The sequence below is a fragment of the uncultured Rikenella sp. genome, assembly GCF_910577125.1.
Classification (GTDB): domain Bacteria; phylum Bacteroidota; class Bacteroidia; order Bacteroidales; family Rikenellaceae; genus Rikenella.
This window is the reverse complement of the sequence record NZ_CAJTMN010000023.1, coordinates 1-26,525: the sequence shown is the minus strand read 5'-3', so window position 1 is coordinate 26,525 and position 26,525 is coordinate 1. Positions and strand designations below refer to the sequence as shown.

19 protein-coding genes and 2 tRNA genes are annotated in these 26,525 nt (G+C 58.4%); 15 read left to right on the top strand and 6 right to left on the bottom strand.

Translation table 11 applies throughout. The features are described from left to right. Positions 1–93: 93 nt before the first annotated feature. On the bottom strand, positions 94–1,617 hold the full coding sequence (locus QZ292_RS04250; protein ID WP_294598292.1) for a cytochrome ubiquinol oxidase subunit I: 1,524 nt from the start codon (positions 1,615–1,617) through the stop codon (positions 94–96). A 37-nt stretch (positions 1,618–1,654) separates the two neighbouring features. Continuing rightward, positions 1,655–1,858, bottom strand: a complete 204-nt coding sequence (locus QZ292_RS04245) for a DUF4492 domain-containing protein (protein ID WP_294598289.1) — start codon at positions 1,856–1,858, stop codon at positions 1,655–1,657. 356 nt (positions 1,859–2,214) lie between these two features. Here QZ292_RS04245 and QZ292_RS04240 point away from each other — a divergent pair, with 356 nt between their 5' ends. The 4 genes from QZ292_RS04240 (at position 2,215) to QZ292_RS04225 (ending at position 7,337) form a co-directional block, all read left to right on the top strand. Next, complete coding sequence (locus tag QZ292_RS04240; protein WP_294598286.1) at positions 2,215–3,234, top strand: bifunctional oligoribonuclease/PAP phosphatase NrnA; 1,020 nt, start codon at positions 2,215–2,217, stop codon at positions 3,232–3,234. A gap of 16 nt (positions 3,235–3,250) precedes the next feature. Continuing rightward, complete coding sequence (locus QZ292_RS04235) at positions 3,251–3,925, top strand: hypothetical protein (RefSeq protein WP_294598284.1); 675 nt, start codon at positions 3,251–3,253, stop codon at positions 3,923–3,925. 14 nt (positions 3,926–3,939) lie between these two features. Beyond that, the gene (locus QZ292_RS04230) at positions 3,940–4,893 is read left to right on the top strand and encodes a TIGR01212 family radical SAM protein (RefSeq protein ID WP_294598281.1); all 954 of its coding nucleotides are present in this window, start codon (positions 3,940–3,942) and stop codon (positions 4,891–4,893) included. 398 nt (positions 4,894–5,291) lie between these two features. Further along, complete coding sequence (locus QZ292_RS04225) at positions 5,292–7,337, top strand: tetratricopeptide repeat protein (protein ID WP_294598278.1); 2,046 nt, start codon at positions 5,292–5,294, stop codon at positions 7,335–7,337. Positions 7,338–7,894: 557 nt separating this feature from the next. On the opposite strand, the gene QZ292_RS04220 is transcribed toward QZ292_RS04225, so the two are convergent. After that, on the bottom strand, positions 7,895–8,092 hold the full coding sequence (locus tag QZ292_RS04220; RefSeq protein ID WP_294598275.1) for a hypothetical protein: 198 nt from the start codon (positions 8,090–8,092) through the stop codon (positions 7,895–7,897). Between the two features lie 119 nt (positions 8,093–8,211). Between QZ292_RS04220 and QZ292_RS04215 the strand changes: the two genes are divergently transcribed. From QZ292_RS04215 to QZ292_RS04165, 11 genes are all read left to right on the top strand, one after another. Continuing rightward, complete coding sequence (locus QZ292_RS04215; RefSeq protein WP_294598272.1) at positions 8,212–9,603, top strand: MFS transporter; 1,392 nt, start codon at positions 8,212–8,214, stop codon at positions 9,601–9,603. Positions 9,604–9,818: 215 nt separating this feature from the next. Next, on the top strand, positions 9,819–10,826 hold the full coding sequence (locus tag QZ292_RS04210; RefSeq protein WP_294598269.1) for a WG repeat-containing protein: 1,008 nt from the start codon (positions 9,819–9,821) through the stop codon (positions 10,824–10,826). Positions 10,827–11,004: 178 nt separating this feature from the next. Beyond that, the gene (locus QZ292_RS04205) at positions 11,005–12,507 is read left to right on the top strand and encodes an FtsW/RodA/SpoVE family cell cycle protein (RefSeq protein WP_294598267.1); all 1,503 of its coding nucleotides are present in this window, start codon (positions 11,005–11,007) and stop codon (positions 12,505–12,507) included. Continuing rightward, a complete protein-coding gene (gene murG, locus QZ292_RS04200) occupies positions 12,494–13,666 on the top strand; it encodes an undecaprenyldiphospho-muramoylpentapeptide beta-N-acetylglucosaminyltransferase (protein WP_294598263.1) in 1,173 nt (390 codons plus the stop codon). The genes QZ292_RS04205 and murG overlap by 14 nt, the downstream gene beginning before the upstream one ends. After that, the gene (gene murC / locus QZ292_RS04195; RefSeq protein ID WP_294598260.1) at positions 13,647–15,071 is read left to right on the top strand and encodes a UDP-N-acetylmuramate--L-alanine ligase; all 1,425 of its coding nucleotides are present in this window, start codon (positions 13,647–13,649) and stop codon (positions 15,069–15,071) included. Before murG ends, murC begins: the two co-directional genes overlap by 20 nt. A gap of 1,400 nt (positions 15,072–16,471) precedes the next feature. After that, entirely contained in the window at positions 16,472–17,332 is an 861-nt protein-coding gene (locus QZ292_RS04190; protein ID WP_294598257.1) for a hypothetical protein, read from the top strand. Positions 17,333–17,390: 58 nt separating this feature from the next. Beyond that, a complete protein-coding gene (gene ftsA, locus QZ292_RS04185) occupies positions 17,391–18,911 on the top strand; it encodes a cell division protein FtsA (protein WP_294598254.1) in 1,521 nt (506 codons plus the stop codon). Positions 18,912–18,929: 18 nt separating this feature from the next. Beyond that, complete coding sequence (ftsZ, locus tag QZ292_RS04180; protein WP_294598251.1) at positions 18,930–20,573, top strand: cell division protein FtsZ; 1,644 nt, start codon at positions 18,930–18,932, stop codon at positions 20,571–20,573. 112 nt (positions 20,574–20,685) lie between these two features. Beyond that, positions 20,686–20,767: transfer RNA gene (locus QZ292_RS04175), tRNA-Tyr, on the top strand. 398 nt (positions 20,768–21,165) lie between these two features. Next, positions 21,166–21,241 (top strand) — tRNA-Gly (locus QZ292_RS04170). Positions 21,242–21,715: 474 nt separating this feature from the next. Further along, entirely contained in the window at positions 21,716–22,042 is a 327-nt protein-coding gene (locus tag QZ292_RS04165; protein ID WP_294598248.1) for a hypothetical protein, read from the top strand. Between the two features lie 3 nt (positions 22,043–22,045). Here the strand turns inward: QZ292_RS04165 and QZ292_RS04160 are convergent, their stop codons facing one another. The 3 genes from QZ292_RS04160 to QZ292_RS04150 all read right to left on the bottom strand — a co-directional run. Next, the gene (locus QZ292_RS04160; RefSeq protein ID WP_294598245.1) at positions 22,046–22,555 is read right to left on the bottom strand and encodes a hypothetical protein; all 510 of its coding nucleotides are present in this window, start codon (positions 22,553–22,555) and stop codon (positions 22,046–22,048) included. 11 nt (positions 22,556–22,566) lie between these two features. After that, a complete protein-coding gene (locus QZ292_RS04155; protein ID WP_294598242.1) occupies positions 22,567–23,808 on the bottom strand; it encodes an AAA family ATPase in 1,242 nt (413 codons plus the stop codon). Between the two features lie 108 nt (positions 23,809–23,916). Then, a partial coding sequence (locus QZ292_RS04150; RefSeq protein WP_294598239.1) for an LPD38 domain-containing protein occupies positions 23,917–26,525 on the bottom strand: 2,609 nt, incomplete at its 5' end.

Sequence of the window (26,525 nt, the reverse complement as noted above, 5' to 3'; positions counted from 1 at the left end):
GCGTAGCTAACTAAAAGTCTTTTGGGTACCTTTTCTTCAGAAAAGGTACGGTTCCCTGCGGGTAGACACGAAAAACAACCGATACAATAAGTATTAGTTATCCGCCGGTCCGCGTTTGATTTGTTTGATCATGATGCCGATATCCGCGATGAGCAGGATCGTGAAGAGCACCGCGAAGATCCAGAACGTTGTTTGGATCGCCCCCGCATCGATTCTGGAGACCGCCGCCCCCGTCGGGAGCAGGTTTTGAATCGTCCACGGCTGCCGTCCGAGCTCCGCCACGATCCATCCCGCCTGCGACGCCACGTACGCCGCCGGAATCGACCAGAGCGCCAGCCGGAGCGGCCATCGATACCGTTCCAGCGCTTCCCTGCGTTCGAGGAACAGCATGCCGACGAACAGCACGACGAACCAGATCCCGAGGCCCACCATGACGCGGAACGACCAGAAGACCAGCGGAATGCACGGAATCGTCTCCTCCGGCGACGTCAGGTAGCCGTAGCCGAAATAGCGGAAATACTCCTCGCTGAACGCCTTACCCTCCTCCGTCGCCGGGTCGAACAGTCGCGCGATGGAGTCCGCCGCCGCCTCGTTCCCCGCCTTTTGTGCCGCCTTGAACGCCGCGAACGTCTCGATCGCATGCCGTCCCCGGGCGATCATCTCCTCGCCCGACGGCAGCCCCCGTTCCGGATTTCCCTCCGTCAGGTCGTCGATGCCGATCACATACGCCCCCGCCGAGTGGTGCGCCAGCACCGAGAGCATCCCCGGTACCTCGATTCCCGGTACGATCGTGAGCGGCGCCCGCTCCTGTCCCTCCCGGAGATTTTCCATCGCCGCCAGCTTCATCGGCTGGTATCGCGCCACCTGGATCGCCGACCCGTCGCCCGTCCAGAGCATGAAGAGCGCACCGACCAGCCCGAATACGGACGCCATCCGAATGCTTTTTCGGGCCATCTTTTCCTCCCGCCCGCGGAGCAGGTACCACGCGCTGACCCCGATGACGAAGACCGCCGCCAGCACGAACGCCGACGTCACCGTGTGGAAGAATTTGTTCATCGCCACCGGCGAGAAGAGCACCTCCCGGAAGCTCACCATTTCGTTTCGCGCCGTCTCCGGATTGAACCTCATCCCCGCCGGATACTGCATCCAGGCGTTGGCCACCAGAATCCACAGCGCCGAGAGATTCGCCCCCACCGCCGTGAGCCACGTCGCCGTCAGGTGGAACCCCCGCGAGACCTTGTTCCACCCGAAGAACATCACCGCGATGAACGTCGACTCCATGAAGAACGCCATGATGCCCTCGATGGCGAGCGGCGCTCCGAAGATGTCGCCCACGAAGTACGAGTAGTTGCTCCAGTTGGTTCCGAACTCGAATTCGAGGATGAGCCCCGTGGCCACCCCGATGGCGAAGTTGATGCCGAAGAGCCGCATCCAGAACCGGGTCGTCCGTTTCCAGAATTCGTTTCCCGTCCGCACGTAGACCGTCTCCATGAGAGCGATCAGGAAGCTCAGCCCGAGGGTCAGCGGGACGAAAAACCAGTGATAGATGGCCGTCAGGGCGAACTGGGCCCGTGACCAGTCGACCACCGCTCCGAAGTCCGTGTCGAGTAGTGTCATATGTCGAGATTTGAGTTTTCGGGTGTGAATATAGGGATTATCTTTCGATCAGTTCCCGGCTGACGAAATCGGCTTTTTGTTCGTCGTCCATTCCGCGCAGCGCGTCCGGGAAGAAGAACAGCTTGAGCACCAGGAACAGAATGATCAGCTTGACGAGGATCACGGCCCAGAGCGTTTTCCCGACCGTCATCTCCCGGAATCCGTCGTAGTAGAACGCTGCTATTTTGCGCAACCAAGTCATTTTTGCCTTATATTTGCTACTTATGTTTTTTCGCTCTTTGTGTCTACCCGCAGAGAACTGCCGCTTTCTTGAAAGAAAGCGGCGCAAAGAACTTTTAGATAGCTACGCTATGCCTTAGGCTCCGCAGTCCTCAGTCTTCGTGATTGCTTTTGGGTCGGGGCAACGGCGCGCTTAATGTGAGTTTAACCCTATGCGCGCCGTTGCTCCCGACCCAAAGAAAAGTCCGAGATTTGGGTCGCCGGCAGCTTTAGGATGCAAAGCATCCTCTAAAGTTTTTCTGGTTCTCTTTGTTCACAAAGAGAACAGTACCCTCCAGATAAGGCGCAAATAAACGAACGAATAACCACCGACAAGATATGAAAAATACCTTTGACAGCACAAAAATAATACAGTTCCAGCGACTTTGTGCCGAAGCGCAGACCATCGCCGTCGTGTCGCACACCAACCCCGACGGAGACGCCATCGGCTCCGGCCTCGCTCTGAGCCGTTTCCTGCGGAACCTCGGTCACGACGTCCGGTTTTTCGTTCCGAACCGCTTCCCGAAGTTTCTGGACTTCATGGCCGGTGCCGGAGACGTGGAAGTCTACAACGAAGCCTGCGACGCCGTCCGGGCATACGTCTCCTCCGCCGATCTGATCATTTGCGCCGACTTCAACCGCATTGAGCGGCTCGACAAGCTGAGCGCCGCCGTCGAAGAGAACGTCGTCGCCCCTCGCGTGCTGATCGACCACCACCTCAACCCCGCCGAGTTCGAGCTTGCCTTTTCCGACACCGACAGTTCGTCGACCGCCCAGCTCGTCTACGAACTGATCCTCGCCTGGGCCGGCGTGGAGGCCATTACCCCCGAGATCGCCCTCCCGCTCTATGTCGGGATGGTGACCGACACCGGCAACTTCAGCTACGGGAACCTCACCCCCGCCTTGTATCGCGCTGTCGCCGTGCTCGTCGAGCGTGGCGTGCGACCTATCGAAGTGTCGCAGGCCGTATTCAACACCCAGAGCGAGAACCGCCTCCGGATGGTCGGCTACCTGCTTTCCGAGAAGATGCGCGTCCACGCCCCGATCCACACCGCCTATATCACCCTCACCCGCGCCGAGAAGACCCGCTTCGACCACCAGATCGGCGACACCGAGGGGATCGTCAACATGCCCCTCTCGATCGATACCGTCTCGTTTTCCGCCATGTTCATCGAGACCCTCGACTGCATCAAACTCTCTTTCCGCTCCCAGGGAGACTTCGACGTCGACCGGTTCGCCCGGCGCTATTTCGACGGCGGCGGCCACCGGAACGCAGCCGGCGGACGTTATTACGGCCCGATGAGCGAAGCCGTCGCCCGGTTCGAGCAGGCCATTGTCGAAACCCATCCCGAAGAGTGAACTCTCCATGCCCGAAATGCCCACTACAAATGATAAAATGGTCGCCTTGCTTCGGCGGCTGAAGATCGAGATGAACGGCGCCGTCACCGACGCCATGCGTGCTTATGGCGGCCGGCCGAGCGGCTACGGACTGAACTACGGCGTCTCGCTACCCACCATCCGGGAGGCCGCCGCGGCCTATGCCCCCGACTCCGGGCTGGCCATCCTGCTGTGGCGTCAGGACGTGCGGGAGCTGAAGCTCGCCGCCCTCTTTATCGACGACCCGCAGACCCTGGACGCCGACCGGATGGAGCAGTGGGCCGACGCCTGGCGCGGCTCTGCGGAGCTCGCCGAGCAGTGCGCCATGCAACTGTTCTGGCGGTCGCCCGCGGCATGGACGGTCGCTGTGCGGTGGGCGACCGCCACCGGAGAGGCTTCTGATCCCTTGAGGCGTCTGGCCGCCTTCTTTATGATCGGCCGTCTGGCCGCCCCGGCCGACGGGAGCGGAGCCGTGACCGACGCCGATTTCGCTGCCCTGCTCGCCGACCCGACCGCCTTCGGAACGCATACCGAAGAACGCTCCGCCGTCTATGCCCTGCGCGAGATGTGGCGTCGCCGTCCCGCCTTGCGCGCGGCCGTGACCGGCGTGCTGGAGCGTCTTCCGGTCGGCGTCGCCGACGAGGTGCGCTGGCAAATCGAATATCTGCCGTAGTATATATAATAGGTATGTCCGAAATATTTCCGTGGGGCGATACCCGCCGGTTCCATAGCTACTCCGCCTACTTCCGCCGTCTGTTCGGCGGCCGGATGCAGAAAGTCGTCATCGACGCCGGCTTCACCTGCCCCAACCGCGACGGGACGATCTCGACCGGAGGGTGCTCCTTTTGCAACAACGACGCCTTCAGCCCTTCGTACAGCCACCGCGGCTACTCCGTCTCGCGTCAGATCGACGAAGGCATTCTCTTCCACCGCAACCGTTACCCCCGCGCTCAGCGCTATCTGGCCTATTTCCAAAGTTACTCCAATACTTATAAGCCGCTGGCCGAGCTGCGGGCGATTTACGACGAAGCCCTGCGTCATCCGGCCATCGCGGGAATCGTGGTGGGCACCCGTCCCGACTGCGTCGACGAGGCGAAACTCGACTACTTCGCCGAACTCGTCGCGGCGGGACATTATGTGATTCTGGAATACGGCGTCGAATCGGTTTACGACGAGACCCTGTGGCGCGTGAACCGCGGACACGATTTCGCTGCTGCTGTCCGGGCTATCGAACAGACCGCCGCCCGGGGGGTGCACTGTGGCGCCCATTTCATCCTGGGTCTGCCGGGCGAGAGCGACGAGATGCTGGTCGGTCAGGCCGCGGTCATCAACGCCCTGCCGCTCGACACCGTCAAATTCCACCAGCTCCAGCTCTTCCGCGACACGGCCATGGCCCGCGACTACGCCGAACATCCCGAACAGTATCGGTTCCGGACGCTGCCCGAGTACATCGATCTTTTTATCGACCTTCTGGAGCGGCTTCGTCCGGAGCTGGTGATCGAGCGTTTCGCGGGCGAAGCTCCGCCGCGATACCATCTTGTTCCTTCACCGTGGGGCTCCGTGCGGAACGAGCGTCTGCTCCAGCTGCTCGAAGCTCGGCTCGAAGAGCGCTCCACCTGGCAAGGCCGCCTCTTCCGGTAGTTGTTTGCTGGAACTGCCGCTTTCTTGAAAGAAAGCGGCGCAAAGAACTTTCAGTTAGCTACGCTATACCTTAGGCTCCGCAGTCCTCAATCTTCGCAGGTCTGTCGGGTTGGATTTTCGGCGGGCGCGCTTGGGTTATTTGCCTTATATTAGCGCGCCGCGCCGGAAAACCACAGCCCGACGGACAGTCCGAGAGTTGGGCCGCCGGCAGCTTTAGGATGCGCCAGCATCCTCTAAAGTTTCTTTGGTTCTTTCTGTTCACAGAAAGAACAGTACCCTCAAACCCACCGCGCGCCGCCGTCAAAAGAGGCGATTCAACTCTTTCGGCGATGAGCCGAAAGAGAATGAATCGCCCAGGCGCGCGGAAAAAGATGAATTGAAAAAACTATATTTGCAGCATGAAAAAACACCTCGCCGTAATCGTATTGTGGTCGGTCGCTCTGTGGTTCAGTATCGGCGGGGCGTTCGCGCAGCTGAACAAGCCCTACTTTTTTTATAAAGGCCGCGAACTGATCATGGACGGCGACTACCGCAGCGCCATCGAGATGCTCAACCTCCTGCTCCGCACCGAGACCAAAGAGTATGAAGGGTATTTTCTGCGCGGCGTCGCCAAATACAACCTCGACGACCTGATCGGCGCCGAATCCGACTTTACGCAGGCCATCGCCGTCAACCCCGTCTATACGATGGCCTATCAGTACCGCGCCATCACCCGTTCGCGGATGGGGAACTACAACGACGCCCTGCAGGACTACCGCACCGCCGCCGAGCTGCGGCCCAATCTGCCCGCCACCTATTATAGCCGCGGCGTCACCTATTTCCTGAGCCAGCAGTTCGACCGGGCCGTGGAAGACTTCTCGCGCTACCTTCGTTCGAAGCCCGCCGATGTCAACGCCCTCACCAACCGGGGAACCTGCTACCTCTATCTGAAAGACACCACCCGCGCTTATGCCGACTTCAACCGCGCCGTGGAGATCAACCCCAACGAAGCCGACGGTTTCGTGCGGCGCGGGCTGCTCGAAGTGGCCCAGCAGCGGAACGAAGAGGGAATCAGAGACCTTACCGAGGCCTTGCGGATCGACAGCACACTGGCCATCGCCTACTTCTATCGCGCTTACGCCTACGTGAACCAGTCGCAACCGATTAGCGCCTTGGCCGACTTCGACCGTGCCGTCGCCTACGACTCCACCAACTCCGTCACCTACTTCAACCGGGCTATCTTGCGGAGCCAGATCGGCGACTACAATTGCGCTATTGAGGATTACGACCGCGTGGCGCGCTACAACCCGGGGAATGTGCTGGTTTTCTACAACCGCGCCTCCGTGAAGATTCGCATCGGCGACTATCGCGGTGCGATCGACGACTATACGCGCGCGATCGAACTCTATCCCGATTTTGCCAACGCCTATTTGTCTCGCTCTCAACTGAAAGGTCTCCTTCGCGACTTCCGCGGCGCAGAACGCGACCGGCGGATCGCCGAAGAGAAGATCGAAGCCTACCGGCGGAAGCTGAGCGACAGCACCTTTACCTCCTTTGCCGACACCAGCCGTCAGTTCGACAAACTGCTCTCGTTCGACGCCGATTTCGGTAATAACGAACTGCGCTCCATGCGGGGCGACAGGCAGCAGGAGGTGCGTCTGATGCCTCTTTTCCGGATCGGGTGGGTCGTTCCTGCCGACTCCGCCACCCGGGTCTACAATCCCCGGGATTATCGGAACGCCCGTTTGGACGGCTATCTGAACGAGTTGCTCGCGACAGCCGTCGGACGCAGGACGGCCGGGGCAGGGTATCGGTTCGATATGACCGCCGTGCCGCGAATCGAGGAGCTGGGACTGGCGGGAGACAGCGTCTCGCTCTGGGATGAAATGAACGTCTCGCCGGTCGAATGGGAAGACAATTTCTTGCGTGGAGTGACCCAGACCGCTTTGCAGCAGTACGCTTCGGGCCTGAGCTACTATCGCCGGGCCGAGCGGATGGCGATCGACAATCCGTTGATTTATTTGAACCGGGGGGCTGCCGCGGCCGAGATGATCGAGTTCGTCGCCTCGCTGGAGGGGAACAGCGTGATGCAGCAGGTGGCCGTGCGATCCGAGGATCCGGCTGCGCAGCTGTTGCAGAATTCCGGGCGGCGCACCTACGATTACAGCGAAGCGATCGCCGATATGCGTCGTGCGGCGGAACTGATGCCGGAGTTGCCGCAGGTCTACTACAACTTGGGAAATCTGTTGTGTCTGAGCGGCGATCTGCCGGGCGCTTTCGAGCAGTACACGCGTGCCATCGAACGGTTTCCGTATCTGGCTGAGGCGTATTATAACCGGGGGCTGGTTCAGATATTCATGCAGGATACCCAGAAGGGGTGTCTGGATTTGAGCAAAGCCGGAGAGCTGGGTTTGTTGGAAGCCTATGACGTGCTGAAACGCTACTGTATCAAGAACGGGCGTTGAGGCGCGCGCAAGAATAAGAACTGCTGAGCCTGAGGCGCGCGAACAGAGAACGGTTCGAAGATTTGGGCTGACACAGCCATCCGCTCACCGCGGGCACGCGGGGCCCGCCCGGCCCGAGGGCAGTCGAAGCTCGACCCGCGCGCGACAGCTGGAGAAGGAAATCATCCAAACGCGTGGTGCGCGTTTGGATAAGATTTCTGCCAGCGCGCGGGAAAATGCGAATGGTGGCGGAGCGACAGCGGAGCCGCATGGGCTGACACGGGGCGGAGAGCGAGTAGCGCGATTCGCAGAATCGCCGTCCTCGGCGAGAGCGACGCTTTAGCGGCGCGAGGGGGGCGCTCCGAGGACGAACGGGCGGAGAATTGGGTGGTGAGTAAGCTGTGCTCTTGCGGTTCGCAGAACCGCGCGGGCCGGACGCCTCCCCACGGGAGGCCCGCAACACGCCGCTTGCGCGTCGAGAATTGCGGTCGCTCCCGGGCGTCCGGCCGCAATGGTGTAGGGTAAAGGCTGCCTTGTTGGGGTAGACCCGGCCATTTCGGAGTGCCTGGAGGCACCGTTTATTCCGAGAGGCAACGCAACTGACGACCGAAGGCACGGTTGTCCGCGCTGCAGGGATTGAGGTACTGCGTGCCGAAGCCCAAGAACACGCCGTAAGTCCCGCTGACAGCGGATGACCAACTGTACCCGTGGTGGCCGACGCCGTCCGGCTCGCCCGAGCCTGCGATGCGGTAGCCCGGGGCGGAACGGGCCCGCATAAAAGTCGCCGGTAAAAACACCGACAAAAACGTTGTCCAAAACGAACGTTACCGAAAAACGCCAGCAAGAAACCTGCGACAACACCGCAGTACATATAGAAAAGAAACCTACAAAACAGATGGTAGAAACTTTACGCCAAAACATCTCCGACTCCAAACGAGCCCGCTGGACCGTTCTGCTGATGGTCTCCCTGACCATGTTCTGCGGCTACTTTCTCGCCGACGTGCTCGCCCCCCTGAAAGGGCTGCTCGAAGAGCTCTTCCAGTGGGACAGCACCGACTTCGGCCTGTTTAACAGCGGATACGGATGGTTCAACATCTTCCTGCTGATGCTGATTTTCGGCGGGATGGTGCTCGACAAAATGGGCGCCCGGTTCACCGGCGTCGTATCCGTCGGCGTGATGCTCGTCGGGATCGCCGTCAAATATTACGCCATCGGATTTATGGATCCCGCCCGCATGGTCGACATCTGGTTCTTCGGCCCGAAGACCATGAAACCCCAGGTGCTCACGGCTTCGCTCGGGTACGCCCTGTTCGCCGTCGGGTATGAAGCCATCGGGATAACCGCCAATAAAATCATCGTACGGTGGTTCAAAGGGAAAGAACTCGCCTTCGCCCTCGGTATGAACCTAGCCTTCGCCCGGATGGGAACATTCCTCGCCCTGGCATTGCCGCTGCCCATCGCCCGCGCCTTCGGCAACTCCATCAGCACCCCGATTCTTTTCGGGATGGTGTTGCTTTTGCTCGGCTTTCTGACCTTTCTGGTCTACATCGGCATGGATCGCCGGCTCGACCGCGAACGCGCACAGGAAGCTTTGGGCGACGACGAACGTTTTCGCTTCCGGGACATCTTTTCCATCTTCCGGATCCGCGCCTTCTGGTACGTGGCCTTTCTGTGCCTCTTGTTTTACGCCGCCGTGCACCCCTTTGTTAAGTTTGCCGTCGACCTCGTCGTTCAGAAATTCCACGTCGCCGGCGAATACTCCGGTCTGATCCCCTCGCTGCTGCCCGTCGGCACCCTGATCCTGACCCCGCTGTTCGGGAACCTCTACGACCGGCGCGGGAAAGGCGCCTCCATGATGATCTGGGGTGCCTTGATGCTCGTCGGCGTCTATTTCGGCTTCTCCCTTCCGTGGCTCGACCACTGGGGCTTCGCCGTCGTTCTCGTGATCGTGCTCGGAGTCGCCTTCTCGCTGGTGCCGTCCGCCATGTGGCCTTCCGTGGCCAAAATTATCCCCGAGAGCAAACTCGGAACCGCCTACGCCCTGATTTTTTGGATGCAGAACTGGGGCCTCGCCGGCGTTCCCCTGTTGATCGGGTGGGTGCTCGACCGGTGGTGCAAACTCCCGCCGGCCCTGGTGGACGGCAAAGAGATCGCCCGCTACGACTACACCTTCCCGATGCTGATATTCTTGTGCTTAGGGATTCTGGCCGTCCTCTTCGGACTCCTCCTGAAGAGCGAAGACCGCCGCAAAGGATACGGTTTGCAACAGCCTAACATTACGCAGTAATCCTTCGTCCCTTGCGGGCGAACGATAAAAAAGACCGACAAAAATTTTCGGCAGATGTTGATTTATTGGAAAATCCTTTCTACTTTTGTCGGGAAAGAGGGAAACCCACCTCGCCTGTTTTTGCAGGTGGAATCGGGCGCCGGGCCGTTTGAAGGAGACCTCCTTCTCCAGTCTCGGTTCCCCGTTCAGTACTAAACAGATACAGTTTTTTTAATATGAAACATCTATTACTCTCATTGGCCATGCTTTTCGGGGCGGTGGCAGCCTATGGTCAGGGAGGCGATTTGATGCAGCCGGGCGTTTATCAGGACGGTATCACCGTGACCAAACAGAACGGGAAATACGGGCTGATGGATGTGACCAAACGGGTCTTTACCCCGGTGATCTATGAAAGCATCGCACCGTTCGAAGACGGGCTCGCGAAAGTCAAACGCGACGGCCGCTACGGGTTCGTGAATACCCTTGGGCTCGAAGTGGTGGCTCCGGTCTACGACTCGATCTCTCCGTTCCAGAGCGGGGTGGCCAAGGTGAAGAAAAACGGATACTACGGCTTGATCAACCGTGCGGGACGTGAAGTGGCCAGTGTGAGCTATGACGCCATCACCGACTTCGAAGACGGGGTGGCCAAGATGTGGAAACGCGGACGCTGCGGCTTGATCAACATGTCGGGATACGAACTCGCTCCGTGCGTGTATAACGCCATCGATGAATTTGTCAATAAAATCGCGCTGGTGTACAAGGACGGGCGGTTCGGGATGATCGACAATGCCGGAAACCAGATCGCACAGCCGATTTACAAGGAAATCGCACCGTTCGACGAAAACGGTTTGGCATTTGCCTCGCGCGACGGGAAATACGGTTACCTCTCTTATATGGGAGACGAGATTATTCCGGTACAGTACGATGAGATTTCGAACTTCATCGACGGGGTGGCACGCGTATCGAAGAACGGTCGGTATGGATTTGTGAATACTTTGGGACAAGAGTTCATCACGACCATTTACGATAGCGCCACTGCATTCTCGAATGGGCTTGCAGTTGTGGAAAGCAACGGCCGCTTCGGGATTGTGGACATTCAGGGTCGGACGGTCGTTCCGTGCAACTACGAATCTCGGGAAGACGCTATCCGTGCTTTCGAAAACCTGACCGTGGTGAAAAGTTCTTCGAAAAAAGACCGGAGCGACGACGGGGCATCGACCCGGAAGGCGGGGACGGGGAAATAAGCACGCGGATTATTTTAGTGTCGCATCTCACATCGTAGCTTGCCGTTTTGCGGCAGGCTACGCTTGTTTTTTAAGGAGGGGCGACCGAAATCGCACTCCCGGGGCGGGAATCTCTCCGCGTCCCGAAAAGGAGACCGAAATCCGCGCGAATCTCCCCGAAATTCAGTAGCTTTGCGACATGGCGAAAAAAAGAAGACTCCTCCTCTTTCGGGGCGATAAACCCTTGTGGATTATCGTCGCCTCGCTTTTTCTCGTCTCGCTCCTCGTCGTCTACTCCGCCACCGCCGCCATGGCCTATCGCGAAGTCGACGGAAACACCTCCTACTACCTCTTCCGACAGGCACGGTTCATCATGATCGGCTTTTTCGTCATCATCGTCGTGCACTGGATCGACTATAAATATTATGCCCGATACGCTAAAGCCCTCTTCCGGCTCAGCGTCATCCTCGTCGTGCTCGCCTACGTGATCGGCGTCTCGTTCAACGAAGCCTCCCGGTGGCTGCGGGTTCCTTTTCTCGGATTCACCTTCCAGCCCTCCGAACTGCTCAAAGTCACCCTTGTGCTGGTGGTCGCCCAGCAACTCGGCATCCGGCAGCGCGTCATTGCCCAGATCCCCGTTTTGCCCCCTCTGACCCCCGGCGGGTGGGGGCGGAATCCTCAACGCAGCTTCGACATCTGGTACAAGACCACCCGGCCGTTGATCCTGCCCATCGTGGTCGCCACCCTGGTCGTACTGCCCTCCAACTTCTCCACCGCCGCTATTCTGTGGGTGACCTGCATGATCATGTTGATGATCGGCCGCGTGCGGCAGCGCGAGCTGAACCGCTTGAACCTCTTTGCGCTGCTGGCCGGAGGCGTGCTCATTGCCACGATGTACCTCGCCGGCGTCGGACGGGCCGAGACCTGGGCCAACCGGTTGATCCAGTTCGTCGCCCCCGGCGAGACCGTCGCCGACACCAAGCAAGTCAGCCAGGATCGCTACCAGATCGAGCAGGCCGAGATCGCCATCGCCTCCGGCGGCGTTTTCGGCAAAGGGCCCGGGAACAGCACCCAGCGGTCACAACTGCCCCACCCGTACTCCGACTTCGCCTATGCCTTCATCGTCGAAGAGTACGGCATCGTCGGCGGGATCATCGTCTTTGTTTTGTACCTTTGGATATTTTATCGCGCCGGGCTGATCGTGCGGCGGTGCAACCGTCCTTCGCAGGGCCTGATGGTGCTCGGCCTGAGCCTGATCGTCACCATGCAGGCCTTTGTGAACATGGCCGTTTCGGTCGGGTTGATGCCCGTGACCGGCCAGCCCCTGCCTTTGATCAGCCTCGGGGGGTCGTCCGTTTTTTTCACCTGCGTGGCGATGGGGATGATCCTCGGTGTGAGCCGGGAGAGCGAACGGGAGCAGCAGGAGAACGAAGCCCGGCTGCGGAGAGAGGCGATCCTTGCCTCCGGCGGCGATCCGGACGACGAAGATTCGGAGCCCGAAACCGTTGCGGCGCCCAAGCGTCCGCTCATCTTGGGGCGGCGGCGCCAGGCGGATGCACACCCGGCGGCCTCCGCTTTCGACAGCGAGGACGAGGAGGCCGATTTGGTGCTCGTCGACCGCGGCGAGGGGAACGATTGGGACGACCGCTCCTATGACGGACGGCGCGAGATTATCGATTTAATGGACGATGACGATGAATAACAGACCGTTGCGTGTGATTATCAGCGCAGGAGGAACCGGCGGGCACATCTATCCGGCCGTGGCCGTGGCCGACGCCCTTCGGGCGGAGCTCGGAGAGGGAGGCGTCGAGATACTTTTCGTCGGCGCTGAGGGGAAGATGGAAATGGAGCGCGTGCCGAGGGCCGGATACGAAATCGTGGGGCTGCCTGTGGCGGGATTGCAGCGACGGCCGTTGCTGTCGCGCGTCAATCTGGAGCTGCCGCTCAAGGTGATGCGGAGCCTGCGGCAGGCGCGGCGGATTATCCGGGAGTTTCGACCCGATGTGGCGGTCGGGTTCGGCGGGTATGCCAGCGGGCCCGTACTGTGGGCGGCGCAGCGGCGGGGGATTCCGACCGTGATCCAGGAGCAGAATTCTTATGCGGGGTTGACCAACCGGCTGCTCGCGAAGCGGGCCAAGGCCGTGTGTGTGGCGTACGAGGGGATGGAGCGCTTTTTCCCGGCGGCGAAAATTCGGTTTACCGGCAACCCTCTGCGCGACCGTTTTTCGGCCGTGGCGGAGCCTTCGGCGGAGGTGCGGGCTGAGGCGGCTGAATACTTCGGCTTTCCGGCCGATTCGGGACGGAAAACTGTACTAGTGGTGGGGGGGAGTCTCGGGACCCGGACGCTGAATCGCAGCGTGCTGCGGTGGCTCGATCGGCTGGCCGGGCTTTCGGATAAGGTGCAGGTGATCTGGCAGAACGGAAAGTATTACGAACCGCAGATTGCAGCCGCCATTGCTGCACGTGAGGGCGGATTGCCGGCGAATGTGTGGCGGGGGGCTTTCGTCGAACGGATGGATCTGGCCTATGCGCTGGCCGACGTGGTGGTGGCGCGGGCCGGAGCCGGGACGGTGTCGGAGCTCGAACTGGTGGGGCGGCCGACGATTTTCGTCCCTTCGCCGAACGTGGCGGAGGATCATCAGACCAAAAATGCACAGGCCTTGGTCGACCGCGGAGCGGCCTGGATGGTGGCCGACGCAGTGGCCGATGCGGAGGCGGTGCCGCTGGCGTTGGAGCTGCTGAACGATGCGGAAAGGTGTGCGGAGCGAGTGGCTAATCTGCGGCGGCTGGGGCGCCCCGGGGCTGCTGCTGAAGTGGCTAAAACTGTGATCGATATAGCAAATGAACGAAACGAAAAATAGCATCTATTTCATTGGGATCGGCGGTATCGGAATGAGCGCGCTGGCCCGTTATTTCAACCATGCGGGATGGCGCGTGGCGGGTTACGACCGGACGCCGTCGCCGCTCACCGCGGCGCTGGAGGCGGAGGGGATCGCCGTCCATTACGAGGACTCGGTCGACCGGATTCCCGAGGCTTTTCGGAATCGGGCTGAAACGCGCGTGATTTACACCCCTGCCGTGCCGGCCGACCATGCCGAACTGTACTGGTTCAGAGCGCAGGGGTTCGAAGTGCTCAAACGGTCGCAGATGCTCGGTCTGCTGGGCGAGGGACGGCGGGTGATGGCGGTGGCGGGGACGCACGGTAAGACCACCACCACGACGATGGTGGCCCACTTCAATGCGGTGGCGGCGGGCGAAGGATCGGCTTTTTTGGGCGGGATTTCGAAGAATTTCGACTCAAATCTGGTGCTCGGCACGGGAGTGAGGATGGCGGTCGAGGCCGACGAGTTCGACCGTTCGTTCCTGCAGCTCCATCCGCAGGCGGCTGTCATCACATCGGTCGATCCCGACCACTTGGATATTTACGGCACCTATGAGGCGGTACGGGAGGCTTTTGCGCAGTTTGCCTCGCAGGTGGTGCCGGACGGGACGCTGATTCTGAAACACGGCGTCTCGCTGCCGTTGGAACGGGCCGATATCTGGCGGTACACGTATCATGTGACGGACTCCGGGGCGGATTTTCATGCCGAAAATCTCAGTGTTGACGGGGGGGGGTACTATACGTTCGACCTCGTGTTTCCTGATCGGCGGATCGACCGTTGCCGGCTGGGGATTCCGGGCTTGGTGAATGTCGAAAATTGTGTGGCGGCGGCGGCGCTGGTGTGGAGCGAGGGTTTTACCTCGAACGATGCTTTGCGGGAGGCGATTGCGACTTTCCGGGGGGTACAGCGGCGGTTCGATTTCTGGGTCAATGATCCCTCGGTGGCGGGCGGGACGATCTATATGGACGACTATGCCCACCATCCGGCGGAGCTGCGGGCGATGCTGACTTCGGTGCGGAAGATGTTTCCGGAGCGGGAATTGACGGTGATTTTCCAGCCGCATCTCTACACCCGGACGCGCGACTTTGCGCCGGAGTTCGCCGAGGCGTTGAGTCTGGCGGATCGGGTGTGGCTGCTGCCGATCTACCCGGCTCGCGAGCTGCCGATTCCGGGGGTCGCTTCGGAGATGATTTTGGAGGGCATCGCGTCGCCGCAAAAGAAATTGATTACCAAGGAGCAGCTTTTGACCGAGGTCGGGGCTTTGGAGACTGGCGGCGTGCTGGTGACGGCTGGCGCAGGTGATATCGACCGGTTTTGCGCTCCGGTGGCAGACCTGGTGCGGCGGAAGAATCGGGATTTGTATGGGTGCACGGAGAAAGCCTGAGTCTTGCGGAGCTTAAGGCGTAGCGTAGCTAATTGAAAGTCTTTTGGGTACCTTTTCTTCAGAAAAGGTACGGTTCCAGCCGGCACAAAGCACGATAGTCGCCCGCCCGCCTAAGAGGGCATATTCTGCCGATTGGCGGTGAGCCAATCCGGCAAGAATTGCCGCGGGCGACTCAAAAAGTGCTAAAGCCCGCGCGCCGACGCCTAAGGAGGCGATTCAACTTTTTCGGCGATGAGCCGAAAAAGTTGAATCGCCCAAGGCACGCGATCAGAGAATGGGGCAGAGGCTGCCGCAGCGAAACGTAGTTTCGCTCCGTCCCGCCGGGGTCACCCGGCCGCTGCCCGCGAAGGGCAGTTCTATCCTGTTAGGGTAGAGGCGGTCATTTCGGAGTGCCCGAAGGCACCGCGCGCCACGCCTTAAGGGGGAAGTCGTTCAAAGCGACTTGCGCTTTGAACAGGATTTCCCCCAGGCGCGTGAACCAAGCTCTTCCCGCGCGCGACCGCTGGAGTAGGAAATCATCCAAACGCGTGGTACGCGTTTGGATAAGATTTCCGCCAGCGCGCTTAGGGTAGAGGCGGCCTATTTCGGAGTGCCCGGAGGCACCGGCGGAGCGACAGCGGAGCCGCAGTGAGGCAGACACGGGGCTGTGCTTGGTCTGAAGCTTTTGTCCGGGCTTTGGGCCGAGAGCGAATAGCACGATTCCGCGAGGAATCGCCGGGCTTGCGCACTGGGCCTTCGGCCCACCCGGGGAGCGCGCAGCCCGAACCCGACAGCATAGGGGCGTTGCTTGGATGATTCGGGTCGGCGCCCGGGAGTGACCGCAATTTTCGACGCGTGAGCGACGTGTTGCGGGCCTCCCGAGGGGGAGGCGTCCGGCCCGCTCGGCTCTGCGAGCCGCAGGGGTTCGACCTTGTTCTTGTCCGTGGTTCTTGGTCGCGCGCCTTGGGAAATCTTGTCAAAACGCTCAAGTGCATTTTGACGATTTCCCTATTAAGGCGGCGGCGCGCGGTGCCTTCGGGCACTCCGACAGGGCCGCCTCTACCCCAACTGGATGGAACTGCGCTCGGGCCGCGCGGGCCCCACGTCCCGTGGACGGGCGAAACTTGCGTTTCGCTGCGGCAGCCTCTACCCTCCGTTTATTCCGAGAGGCAACGCAACTGACAACCGCTGCCGCGAGTGTTCGTACTGGAAGGATCCATATCCACTGCAGTGAATAAAAAACGCCAGGCGTGCACACTGTTGCCGGACACCGATGCAGACCAGACCGTACCGTCGTTGCCGACGTAGAACAGTGCGCCCGTACCCCGATGGCGGTAGCCCGGGGCGGGGGCAGTAAACTGATCCGGGGATTGAGAAAATTCTGCGGATAAAGCGGTGAAAACGATCGAAAAACAGATGAAATGTCGTCGAAAAGACGGAAAATAGGACGAATCCTGCTGCTCGTGATGCTGGTGGTCTACGGAATCGTGGCCGCCCGGTACTGCACCGTGCGCGAACGGGAACTGAAATGTACCGGCATCGATATCATTGTGCGCGACAGCTCCGAACTCGCCTTCGTCACCCCCGAAATCGTCCTCGGATGGCTGCAGGACAGCTCGATACGTATCATCGGGATGGGGCTGCGCGGCGTGGACGTCTATGCCATCGAACGGCTCGTCGAAGCCCACGAATTCGTCGCCTGGGCCGAAGCCTATACCGCCATCGACGGACGGCTCCACATCAACCTCGGACAGCGGAGGCCCGTGATGCGCGTGGTGAGCGAGTCCGGACACAACTTCTACGTAGACGACGAACTGGTGCTGCTCCCCTCGCAGAGCGATTATATCGCCGACGTGCCCGTCGTGAGCGGTCGGCTGACCTTCGGTTTTCCGACCGACTATTTCGGCCGGCTCGATGAAAAAAAGTTCCCCGCAGAGCGGGAATTGTTGCATAATCTCCTTAACTTTGTCCGTCAGGTAGATACCGACCCGTTTCTGGACGCCTTGACCGCTCAGATCTACTACGACGGCCGTGAGGTACGATTATTGCCGAGGGTGGGACGTCAGGTGATCCGCTTCGGCGAGGTGAGCGACTCCGCCGCCGTCGCCCGGCGGCTCGGAAAACTGTCGCGGTTCTACCGCCGCTCCTTTGCCGACGGATGGTGGCGGTCGGCGACCGAAATCGACCTCCGGTTTCGGGGACAGGTGGTGAGCAAAAATCCGCTCCCCGATCCTCCTCCCGGGACGGCAGAGGGGGATTCCATTCGCCCGGCCTCCCGTTAGGCCGTCGGCTTTCGCCGGAAGAGAGCGGATACTGAACGAACGAGCACACACGAGATATATGGATAATAACGAATACGTTGCAGCGGTCGATCTGGGCACCACGAAAGTAGTGATGGCCGTCGGACGCAAAGCGGAAAAAAACAAGATCGAGATCGTCGCGCTCAAAGAGGTCGCCTCCAACGGCGTGATGAAAGGCGATCTGAAAAATATCGAACAGGCCTCGCAAGTCTTGAGAGAGGTGAAAACCCGGCTCGAACAGGAGCTCGGGATCGTCGTGCGCGAAGCCTATGTGGGTGTTTCGGGACAGCATATCCAGTGCAATCGGACACAGGGATACGTCACCGTGCAGAACATGACCGACGCCGGGGTGACCGAAGTGAGGCGCTCCGATGTGGAACGGCTCATCGAAGACCAGCGCAACGCATCCTTGCCGGCGGGGAAGACCATCATCAGTATTCTGCCGCAGTCCTTTAGGTTGGACGACGATGACGACATCAGCGAACCGGTGGGGATGGAAGGGCGGAAGCTGGAGGCCAAGTTCAATGTGATTATCGGCGAGGAGACCGCTATCGAACGGATCAGACGGTGTTTCCAGCGCGTGGAACTCAATTTGGCCGGGATCGTCCTGCAGCCGCTCGCTTCGGCTGAAGCCGTGCTGAGCGACGACGAAAAGGAACTCGGTGTGGCCGTGGTGGACATCGGCGGGGGGACGACCGATATATGCGTGTATTATGACAAAGTGATCCGGCATCTGGCCGTGATTCCGATCGGCGGGAATATCATCAACAAAGATATCCGTGCCTTTGGGATTCTGGAACGGTACGTCGAAAAGCTCAAGACCTCGTTCGGCGAAGCCGTGGCCGACCGGACCCCGGGCGACAAATACATCAACATCCCGAGCGTCAACGGACAGACACCGAAAGAGATTGCCGTGAAAACCCTGGCCGGGATTATCGAAGCCCGGATGTGCGACATCATCGACTACGTGAACATCGAAATCGAACGGTGCGGATTCAAGGGCAGATTAGGGGCAGGGATCGTGCTGACCGGTGGGGGAGCTAATCTGAAGAACCTCGACCAGCTCTTTAAAATGCACACCGGGATGGACGTGCGGATCGCGCAGCCCGTTACTTATGTGGTGGCAGACTCCGTGGAACTGATTTCGGCGCCGAAATACTCCACATTGACAGGGATTGTGCTCGACGCCGTGCGGAAGGGGAATTATACCGAGATCGATGCCGCCGAACCGGCGCAAGCTCCTCAGGGAGAGCCTCAAAACGCGGGAGTCGCTGCGGGGGGAGACGACTACTACCATCCGGCCGGACAACAGAATGGTCGGAGTGCTGCCGGCGGAGGCTACGATTCGTCTTATAAACCTGAGGACGACACCTACGATTCGGGACAACAGGGGGGGGGGTACGAACCGGATTCGTACGGGACGGACGACGAAGGGGGGTATATCGACGACTATCCGGAAGAGGAACTCCGGGTGCGGAGACCCAAAATCTGGGAACGGCTGAAACACAAGATCAACACTATGTTCACCGTCGAAGAAGTCGATGACGAAGACGTTTTTTAAGCATACAAGCAGACAAACATGGTTGAATTCGTAGATATAGCTCCGGTCAGCTCCTCCATCATCATGGTGGTGGGCGTGGGCGGAGGCGGGTGCAATGCCGTGAACCACATGTATAAGCTGGGGATTGCGGACGTGTCGTTCATGGTCTGCAACACCGACTGGCAGGCCTTGGGCAAGAGTCCGATTCCGAACCAGGTGCGGCTCGGTACCGGACTCGGTGCGGGGAATAAGCCCCCCGTCGGACGGGCTGCCGCTGAGGCGAGCATCGACGAAATCAAGGAAATCTTTAGCGAGAAGGACATCAAAATGGTCTTCGTCACCGCCGGGATGGGCGGCGGAACGGGGACGGGCGCCGCGCCGGTCATTGCCAAGGCGGCCAAGGAGATGGGCATATTGACGGTGGCGATTGTGACCATTCCGTTCAAAACCGAGGGGCCGAGGCGTATCATGCAGGCATTGAACGGGATCGAGGAGATCAGACACAATGTGGACTCCTTGCTGGTGGTCAACAACGAGAATATCAACGAGATATACGGAGATCTGACCTTGTCCGAAGCATTCGGCAAGGCCGACGATATTTTGGCCGAAGCGGCGAAGAGCATCGCTGATATTATCACCCAGGAAAATCGGGTCAATGTCGACTTTGCCGATGTGCGGACGGTGATGAAAGACAGCGGAATCGCCTTGATGGGGTCGGCATGCGGAAGCGGTGAGAAACGGGCGTTGGAGGTGGCTGAGGCGGCTATGAACTCGCCGCTCTTGAACCACCGGGATGTGGCCGGTGCCCAAAACGTCTTGATGACGATTACCTCCGGGAACAAAGAGGTGAAGATGAGCGAGGTGTACGAAATCACCCAATTTTTGCAGAATAAGACGGGACTCGGCCTGGGTACCGACCTGATCTGGGGAGCCGGAACGGATAAGTCGTTGGACGACGATATCCGGATTACGATTATTGCGACCGGCTTCGGTGTCGACAGTATCCCGATGATTCGCGACCGGTATGTGGACGTCGTGGGGCCTGCTTCCAAACCGGAACGGGACGGGAAAGAACATCTCCGGGATGCGCCTGCACCGCAGCGGCAGACCATCTCGCTCATTGATCAGGAGGCAGGCAGCGGCTCGGCCGGCCGACCGGACAGAAAGATCCGGACGGAGGATGAAGGGGATGAGTTTGCCGTGGTGACTCGTGACCGGGAAGAACCTGCGCCGGTGATCGCCATGGGGTACGATCGTCCTTCGGTGTCGATTGCCGACCGGCAGCGCGAGGAGATGCAAGAGGAGTGGAAACCGGCGGTCGAAATGCCGGTGGTGCCGGAAATGCCTCAGCAGACGGCAGGAGAGTGGCAGCCGGTTGTCGAATCACCGCAGCCACAGTTGTCTCAGCAATCGGTGGCGGAACCAGAGACAGTTCCTCCGGTGACCGCTGATCCGGCGGCAGAGCCGGAACCGGCTTCGACGGATAAAGAGGATATTACCGCTCTGACGGAGGAGCAGATCGAGCGTGTTCCCGCCTATCTCCGTCGGCGGATGAAACTCTATGCCGGAGCTCCTGCGGGCGGAAAGGTGTCGCGTGAGACGTTGAAAAACGAGGGCGGACACGGCGGCTCTCACTCGCGCGGCGGCGGGGCGGCGGACGGAGAGCCCCATTTGTTCGATTGATTTTCGGGCGCGGTGTTGGAAAATCCGGAAATTTTGCACACCTTTGCACCGCATTGCCGGAACCGGGTGCGGTTCTTTCCCGGCAATGCGAATCGTTGATCGACGATCTTCAGGGCGGATACCAGAGTGGCCAAATGGGGCAGACTGTAAATCTGCTGTCTTCGACTTCGGTGGTTCGAATCCATCTCCGCCCACAAAGATTTTCGATGCAAGCCGCAGGCTTTTCGGATTTCAGGCGCCCCGCGCAAATTTATTTGCAAGCGGGAGCGGAATGAAATCCGAAAAAGACAACGACAGTTGTTGCAGTGAAAATCTTTGTAAGGGTCCTGCCGGGAGGCGATGGATCACGGCGCGTCAGCGACGTAATCCTCTCCGCCCAAAGAAAAAAGAGGTGTACATCAAAAACGACGTAATCCTCTCCGCCAAATGAAGAGGCCACGTTTTAAAAACGACGTAGTCCTTCGCCCCTTAAAAAAAAGAGGTACGTATACAAAAGTGACCTCACCCTCCTTGTCGCCCGGAGCGACAAAAAATTCCGATAGAATTTGTTCGGAATAGGAAAAACACTATCTTTGCAACGTTTTAGAAATAAGCGGAAGTAGCTCAGTCGGTAGAGCATCAGCTTCCCAAGCTGAGGGTCGCGAGTTCGAATCTCGTCTTCCGCTCCAAAAGCGCAGATGTTTGAGAGAAACATCTGCGCTTTTTGTTTCTGGAAACGGCCTTAACTTCTTCGAGTATCTTCCCGTCAGAAGAGATTCTCTCATCCCTTGTTCGGGGGGTGCCGAGCCGGCGTTTTCCCGAAAACAGGGGATGGTTCTGATGCTGATCGGCATCTATTTTTGTCTCCGCGAGGAGAGGAAATCGTTATCTTTGTCTCCCGTTATCTACCCTTATGGAAAACGAACCGATCTGTCGTCCCCTGTCGGAGCTCTCTACCTCCGAGAGCGGCGTCATCGTTAAAGTCCGCGGTATCATCAGACCGGTAGGGGTAATCAGGCCGGGAACGGAGGATGTTTATCATGTACTTATACTGGTCGGAGGCAAAATAGTCTATCGGGGAATGCGACTTATTGATATATGTATCCGACTTGTAATGTAGAAACGGATGTACGGAGTTCAATCATTTTGAGTACGATGTCGGAATGATGACCTTGCGTTGCGAGGGCGCGCCTTTGCGCTACGGTTTCCACACGAACGCGGCCACGAAAACGGACCTGGTGAACCAGATGAACAAGCGTTTCCGGGAGTGCGGCCACATCGAGCGGGACGCGCGTGCGCTGGACGAGGCGGACTGCTACGAGGTGAAGCCGGACGGAACGTACGGCGCGGTGGACGACGAGCACGACGACATTTACATGAGCCGTGCGATCGGCCTGAAAGCCTCCCAGCTGCTGGACCCTCCGGCGTATATCACGGAAAAGGGCCGTCCCCGTCGGAGCGGCCCGGTACTTACCGAGTCCAGTGTGTAAAGTCTAAAGATTGATCATATCCTTTTGTCCCGGTCGTACGTGTTGTAATTCGCAGTGATAATGTTTTCTGAAAACCTGCTTTGCCTTTTCAATCAAACTGTTTCCACTATTGGCCGGCATTGAGTTGGCTACGATACGAGCATAGTGTTTTTCTGTCAATTTTTGTAGCCAACCTTTTTCCTGGAATTGTTTTAGTGTGTCTTGCAGTTGTGAAACCGCTTTTTCAGCATCTCCTTTTTTCAGTTCGACAAAACACCCGTGAGGAGAACCCGTCCCTGCCTTTTCGACTAATAACAGCCAATCGCAAGCATCGCGTCTGGAAGCCCGATTCTTCAAAAGTCCGTTGTCTACATTGTAGACGTGTACTCTTTGGCATGTGTTGGAACAGAAGTGGTATTTGACGCCGTTTTCTACCGGTGTGGTAATGCCATTTTTAGGACAAGCCGCGTGTCGGGCGTGAGGCGAGGTTACGGCATCCAATTTTGTACACAGATCGTCAAAAGAGAGTGGCATGGCAGGTCCTTTTAGCCGTAAATAATATCGTATAGTTTTGCCGTCATCTCATCTATATAAGCAGACGCGCTATCCAATTCATCTCCTCCTAACATTTCGGTTTCCGGATTGACGATAGATTTGAATACCCCTGTTTCTCCATTGATATAATACGCGCTGATTTGATCCAACGGAATAATACGACTCTGTGGTACGATCTTTTCGCTTTTTTTTGTGGATTTGTCATGTGCTTTAGCAGCATTGATCAATAGATTGAAAGCCGTAATGATATACGGACTATGCGTAGTGAGGAACAACGAACTTTCTTTGTTGTCCGAGCTGGCGGTGTTGATTTTTTGAGCGATGTCGAAAATCAATTCTTGTTGGGCTTTCGGAAACAGGTTCTGTTCCGGTTCTTCGACAAAAATATGGGAACTATGATATTCCAACCGTTTTTTTAGTCGGGTATTGATTGCCTCCCATGACTCTTCTGTAAATTCTTTACTTGTAAATACACCTTCATTCCGCAGAGCTTCGATCATGAGGTCATTTATATATTTACGAGTCACACTGACACGATGTTTGAAAACCTTATCTGTCAGGTAATCGATCATTACGTACATCGGCATGGAGGATTGTACACCGCTCGAAGCATAAAAAGGAGAAATCGTTTTATTCTCAGCTATTTTTAGCACTTCTTTGCCGTTCTTGCTGTCGTAATAAAACTCCATTCCGCCCAAGAAAGGCATGGGTAACGAACGATCTCGATTATAGTAACGTTTGATGTCGTCCCACTCATTGATAAAATTGAAAAGATTATCAATGGTTTTTGCGCGATATTCAGATCTGATATTTCTGAATACCGCAACCATATTCCGTTCCGAAGGCAGGAAGCATAATTTTATATTGTCTGCCTCCCCAAGTTTTTTCCCTCTTTGGGACTTAATCTGGGCATTGCATATATCTTTCTCATGATTGTATTCAATCTGAACCCATTCACCTTCATACTTAATGCGACTGCTGTTATCGAAGAAACTGTCTGGTAGTTTATGAAAACGTTGCAGTTCTTTGATAAAATGTGTATAAGTCGTATAATATTTAGTGCTATTGTTTACGATGCAATATTTTTCCACGTAACGACAGAAGCAGACGATTTTCATAATCGTGCTTTTCCCGCTGCTCTGTGGGCCGATAATGATGTTGAATTTTTTTAAATCCAATCGCACTTCGTTTGTAATCGGTCCGATATGGCTGATCGTAATCGTTGTTCCCATTTGTTTAGAGCTATTCTACACCAAATATATGCAAAGTTAACAAATAGTTCTAAATACAGTTTAAATGTTTTTCTTCCTCCCTTAGTCCTTCCCCTCGGCCTCCGACATCTACTCCTTTTCCGCCTTGTTTGGCGCCCCGCGGTCGTAACGGAGCAGGAAGTCTGAGCGCAGGCGGTTCATTTGGAGGGTCAGGGCCTTGTATTCCGGCGAACCGGGCTCCGTTTCGTTCCTCTCCCGGGTTAGTTTCTTGATCCGGCCGTCTGTTTTTCGGAGCTCCAGCAGCCAGTGTTTGTTTCGGGTCTGTGCCGCCCGCGCCTCCTCCGCCGACCGGTAGTAGGCCGGGAAACTGTCTTCGCGTTCCGAGCGGCGGTAGACCTCGTTTAGCATCTCCAGCTTCTCCTTCGTGTCGTAATAGCGCGTGTTCGGGTTCTCCTCCCGCTCCACATCCGCCATGAAAGCGTTGATGAACGGGATGTCGCCTGTCCGACGTTCGTCCCCCGGTTCCGCGATACACCGCCACGTGCGTCCGATCAGCCGTCCGGCCCCTCCCGCATACGACGAGAGGAGGTGTTCCGCTTTCGACGGATTGACATCCAGCAGATTGAGCCACCGATTGATCTCTCCCTTTTCGTTCATCCCCGCCGGCACCGTTGTGCTGCCCCCGGCCTGTTCGTTCAGCCACTCGCAGACCGTTTTGTAGGCGATGAACGTATTGCGCATCCCCAGTTGGCTTTCCGGAACCGTCTGACCCGGGTAGGCCTCCCGGTAGATCTTTCGGTCCATGAAATTCGCATTGACACCGATCTCGTAGAGCGGTTTGAATACCGACGGCACGAACGTTTTGAGCGGATGCTTCGAGTCGACCTCCACCGGCAGGAAGCTTTCTCCCGCCGCGTCCGTTACCGAGTTGACTATCGCCGCCGCCGTTCCCCATCCCTCGTCAGCCCGCAGTCGTCCCTGCGTCACGTCCGCCATGACCGTCCCTAAGACCCACGCCGGTCGCAGCTCCTGCGGCAGCGGGATCGTGACGACCCGTTCCGTCGAGCCGACCAGCCAGCCCGGCAGGCAGATGTTCGTGAACCGGCGGTAGTCCGACACCCGCCACTCGTCGTCGTCTCCCGCCTCGTCGGCCATCGCCGAGAGCCACAGGTTCAGCAGGAAGCTCAGGCCGTAGCCCAGCCCCGCCACCGCCGCTATCGCAAAGCCCATCCGCACCTTGTTGCGCCGCCCCAGTTGATAGAGATTTGCCACCCCCTGTAGCGACGCGTTGTAGAACATGTAGAGCGCATTGAGGTCGCGTCCCCACTCGCCCCGGCGGTTGAAGTTGATCGTTACGTCCCGGGCATAGTTCACCGCCGATCGGACATCGCTGCCCCGTTCCACCTGGGCGAGGAACGTAGCGAAGCGCGTCGAGACCTCCGATAGGTCGTTCAGCAGGTCGAACCCCGTCGCCGCCGCGTTGAAAGCCTGCAGGACCGAATTGCCGGCCCGTCGCGCCCGTTTTTTCAGTTTTCGACTGTAGTGATCCAGATCCTGCATGTAGGCATACCCCGTGAGTCCGCCCTCCATCAGGAAATCGTCGTAGAGCGAGTCCCGTACCCGCGCCGCCCCGTAGCGTTCCACCGCCCGTTGCCGTCCCTCGGTCGAGTAGAGGTCGTATCCCGCCCGTTCGTTCATCGTCAGCGGCCGCGCCCCGTTCGTGTGGTAACGGTAGATCGCCGCATGTGCCGCCCCCTGGTTGCGCAGGTAACCCCGGGCGCTACCCTCCTTGTCGAGCCAGTTGTAGAAGAGCGCCCACGCCGAGTCCCGCACCTTGTTCTTGAACATGAACTCCGGATTCCACGACGTGTTGAGTCCCGCCATCGTTCTCGTGGCGCTGCCTATCCGGCGGACGATCTCCTCCGCCGCTCCGCCGAACAGGTTTTCGAAGTCGCCGTTGATCGCCCGGGCCGCGTTCGCGTCCGATAGCCGCACCACCGTGCGCACCCCGTGCCGATAGACCGGCACCTCGAACCGGGCCTCTTCGCTTTTCGACAGCCCCGTGTAGGCATGCTTGGGCGGTGGCGTGCGCAGCACCGTGATCCGACCGAACGCCTCGTCCATCCGCCGTTCGAGCTCGATCCGTCTGTCCTGCAACTCCGCCAGCCGGTCGTTGTCGCCGTCGAGCGGGTCGATCGACCGGAGCTCTTTTTCCACCGCGCGCAGCTCCTGTTCCGCCTGTTTCATTTCGCGGCGTGCCGCTTCCGAGCGTTCGATCTCCTCCTGCGGAGGACGTCGGAGCGTCTTCTCGTAAATTTCGCCTCGCTCCCGTTCGGCCACTGTGATCCGGGAGTCTTCGCGCCGCACGAACCACTGCTCCTCGATCTCGAAGATGCCCGCCCTGCGCTTTTTCGCCTCCGGCAGGGGCGGATTGGCGAAGTTTTTGATTATATTTGTGACACGAGAAAGCTCTGCGCTTGCTGCATTTCCCGCAATTGGTGCGGGGTGATTGTCCAGAAACGCAAGGGCTTTCTCTTTGTTTATATATGTCGCCAGTCCTTGTTCGAGCCAGTTTAATACGGAATCGTCCGCTTTGCCGAATACGGAGGAAACAATATTGAGATTGGCATCCGGTCCACTTCCGAGGTCTATCGTTACGAGAAAATTCCCATTCTCTGTTTTTAGTTCAGTCAGTATGGATCGGTTTCCTTTCCGGTCTTTGTTTCGGAACACCGCGA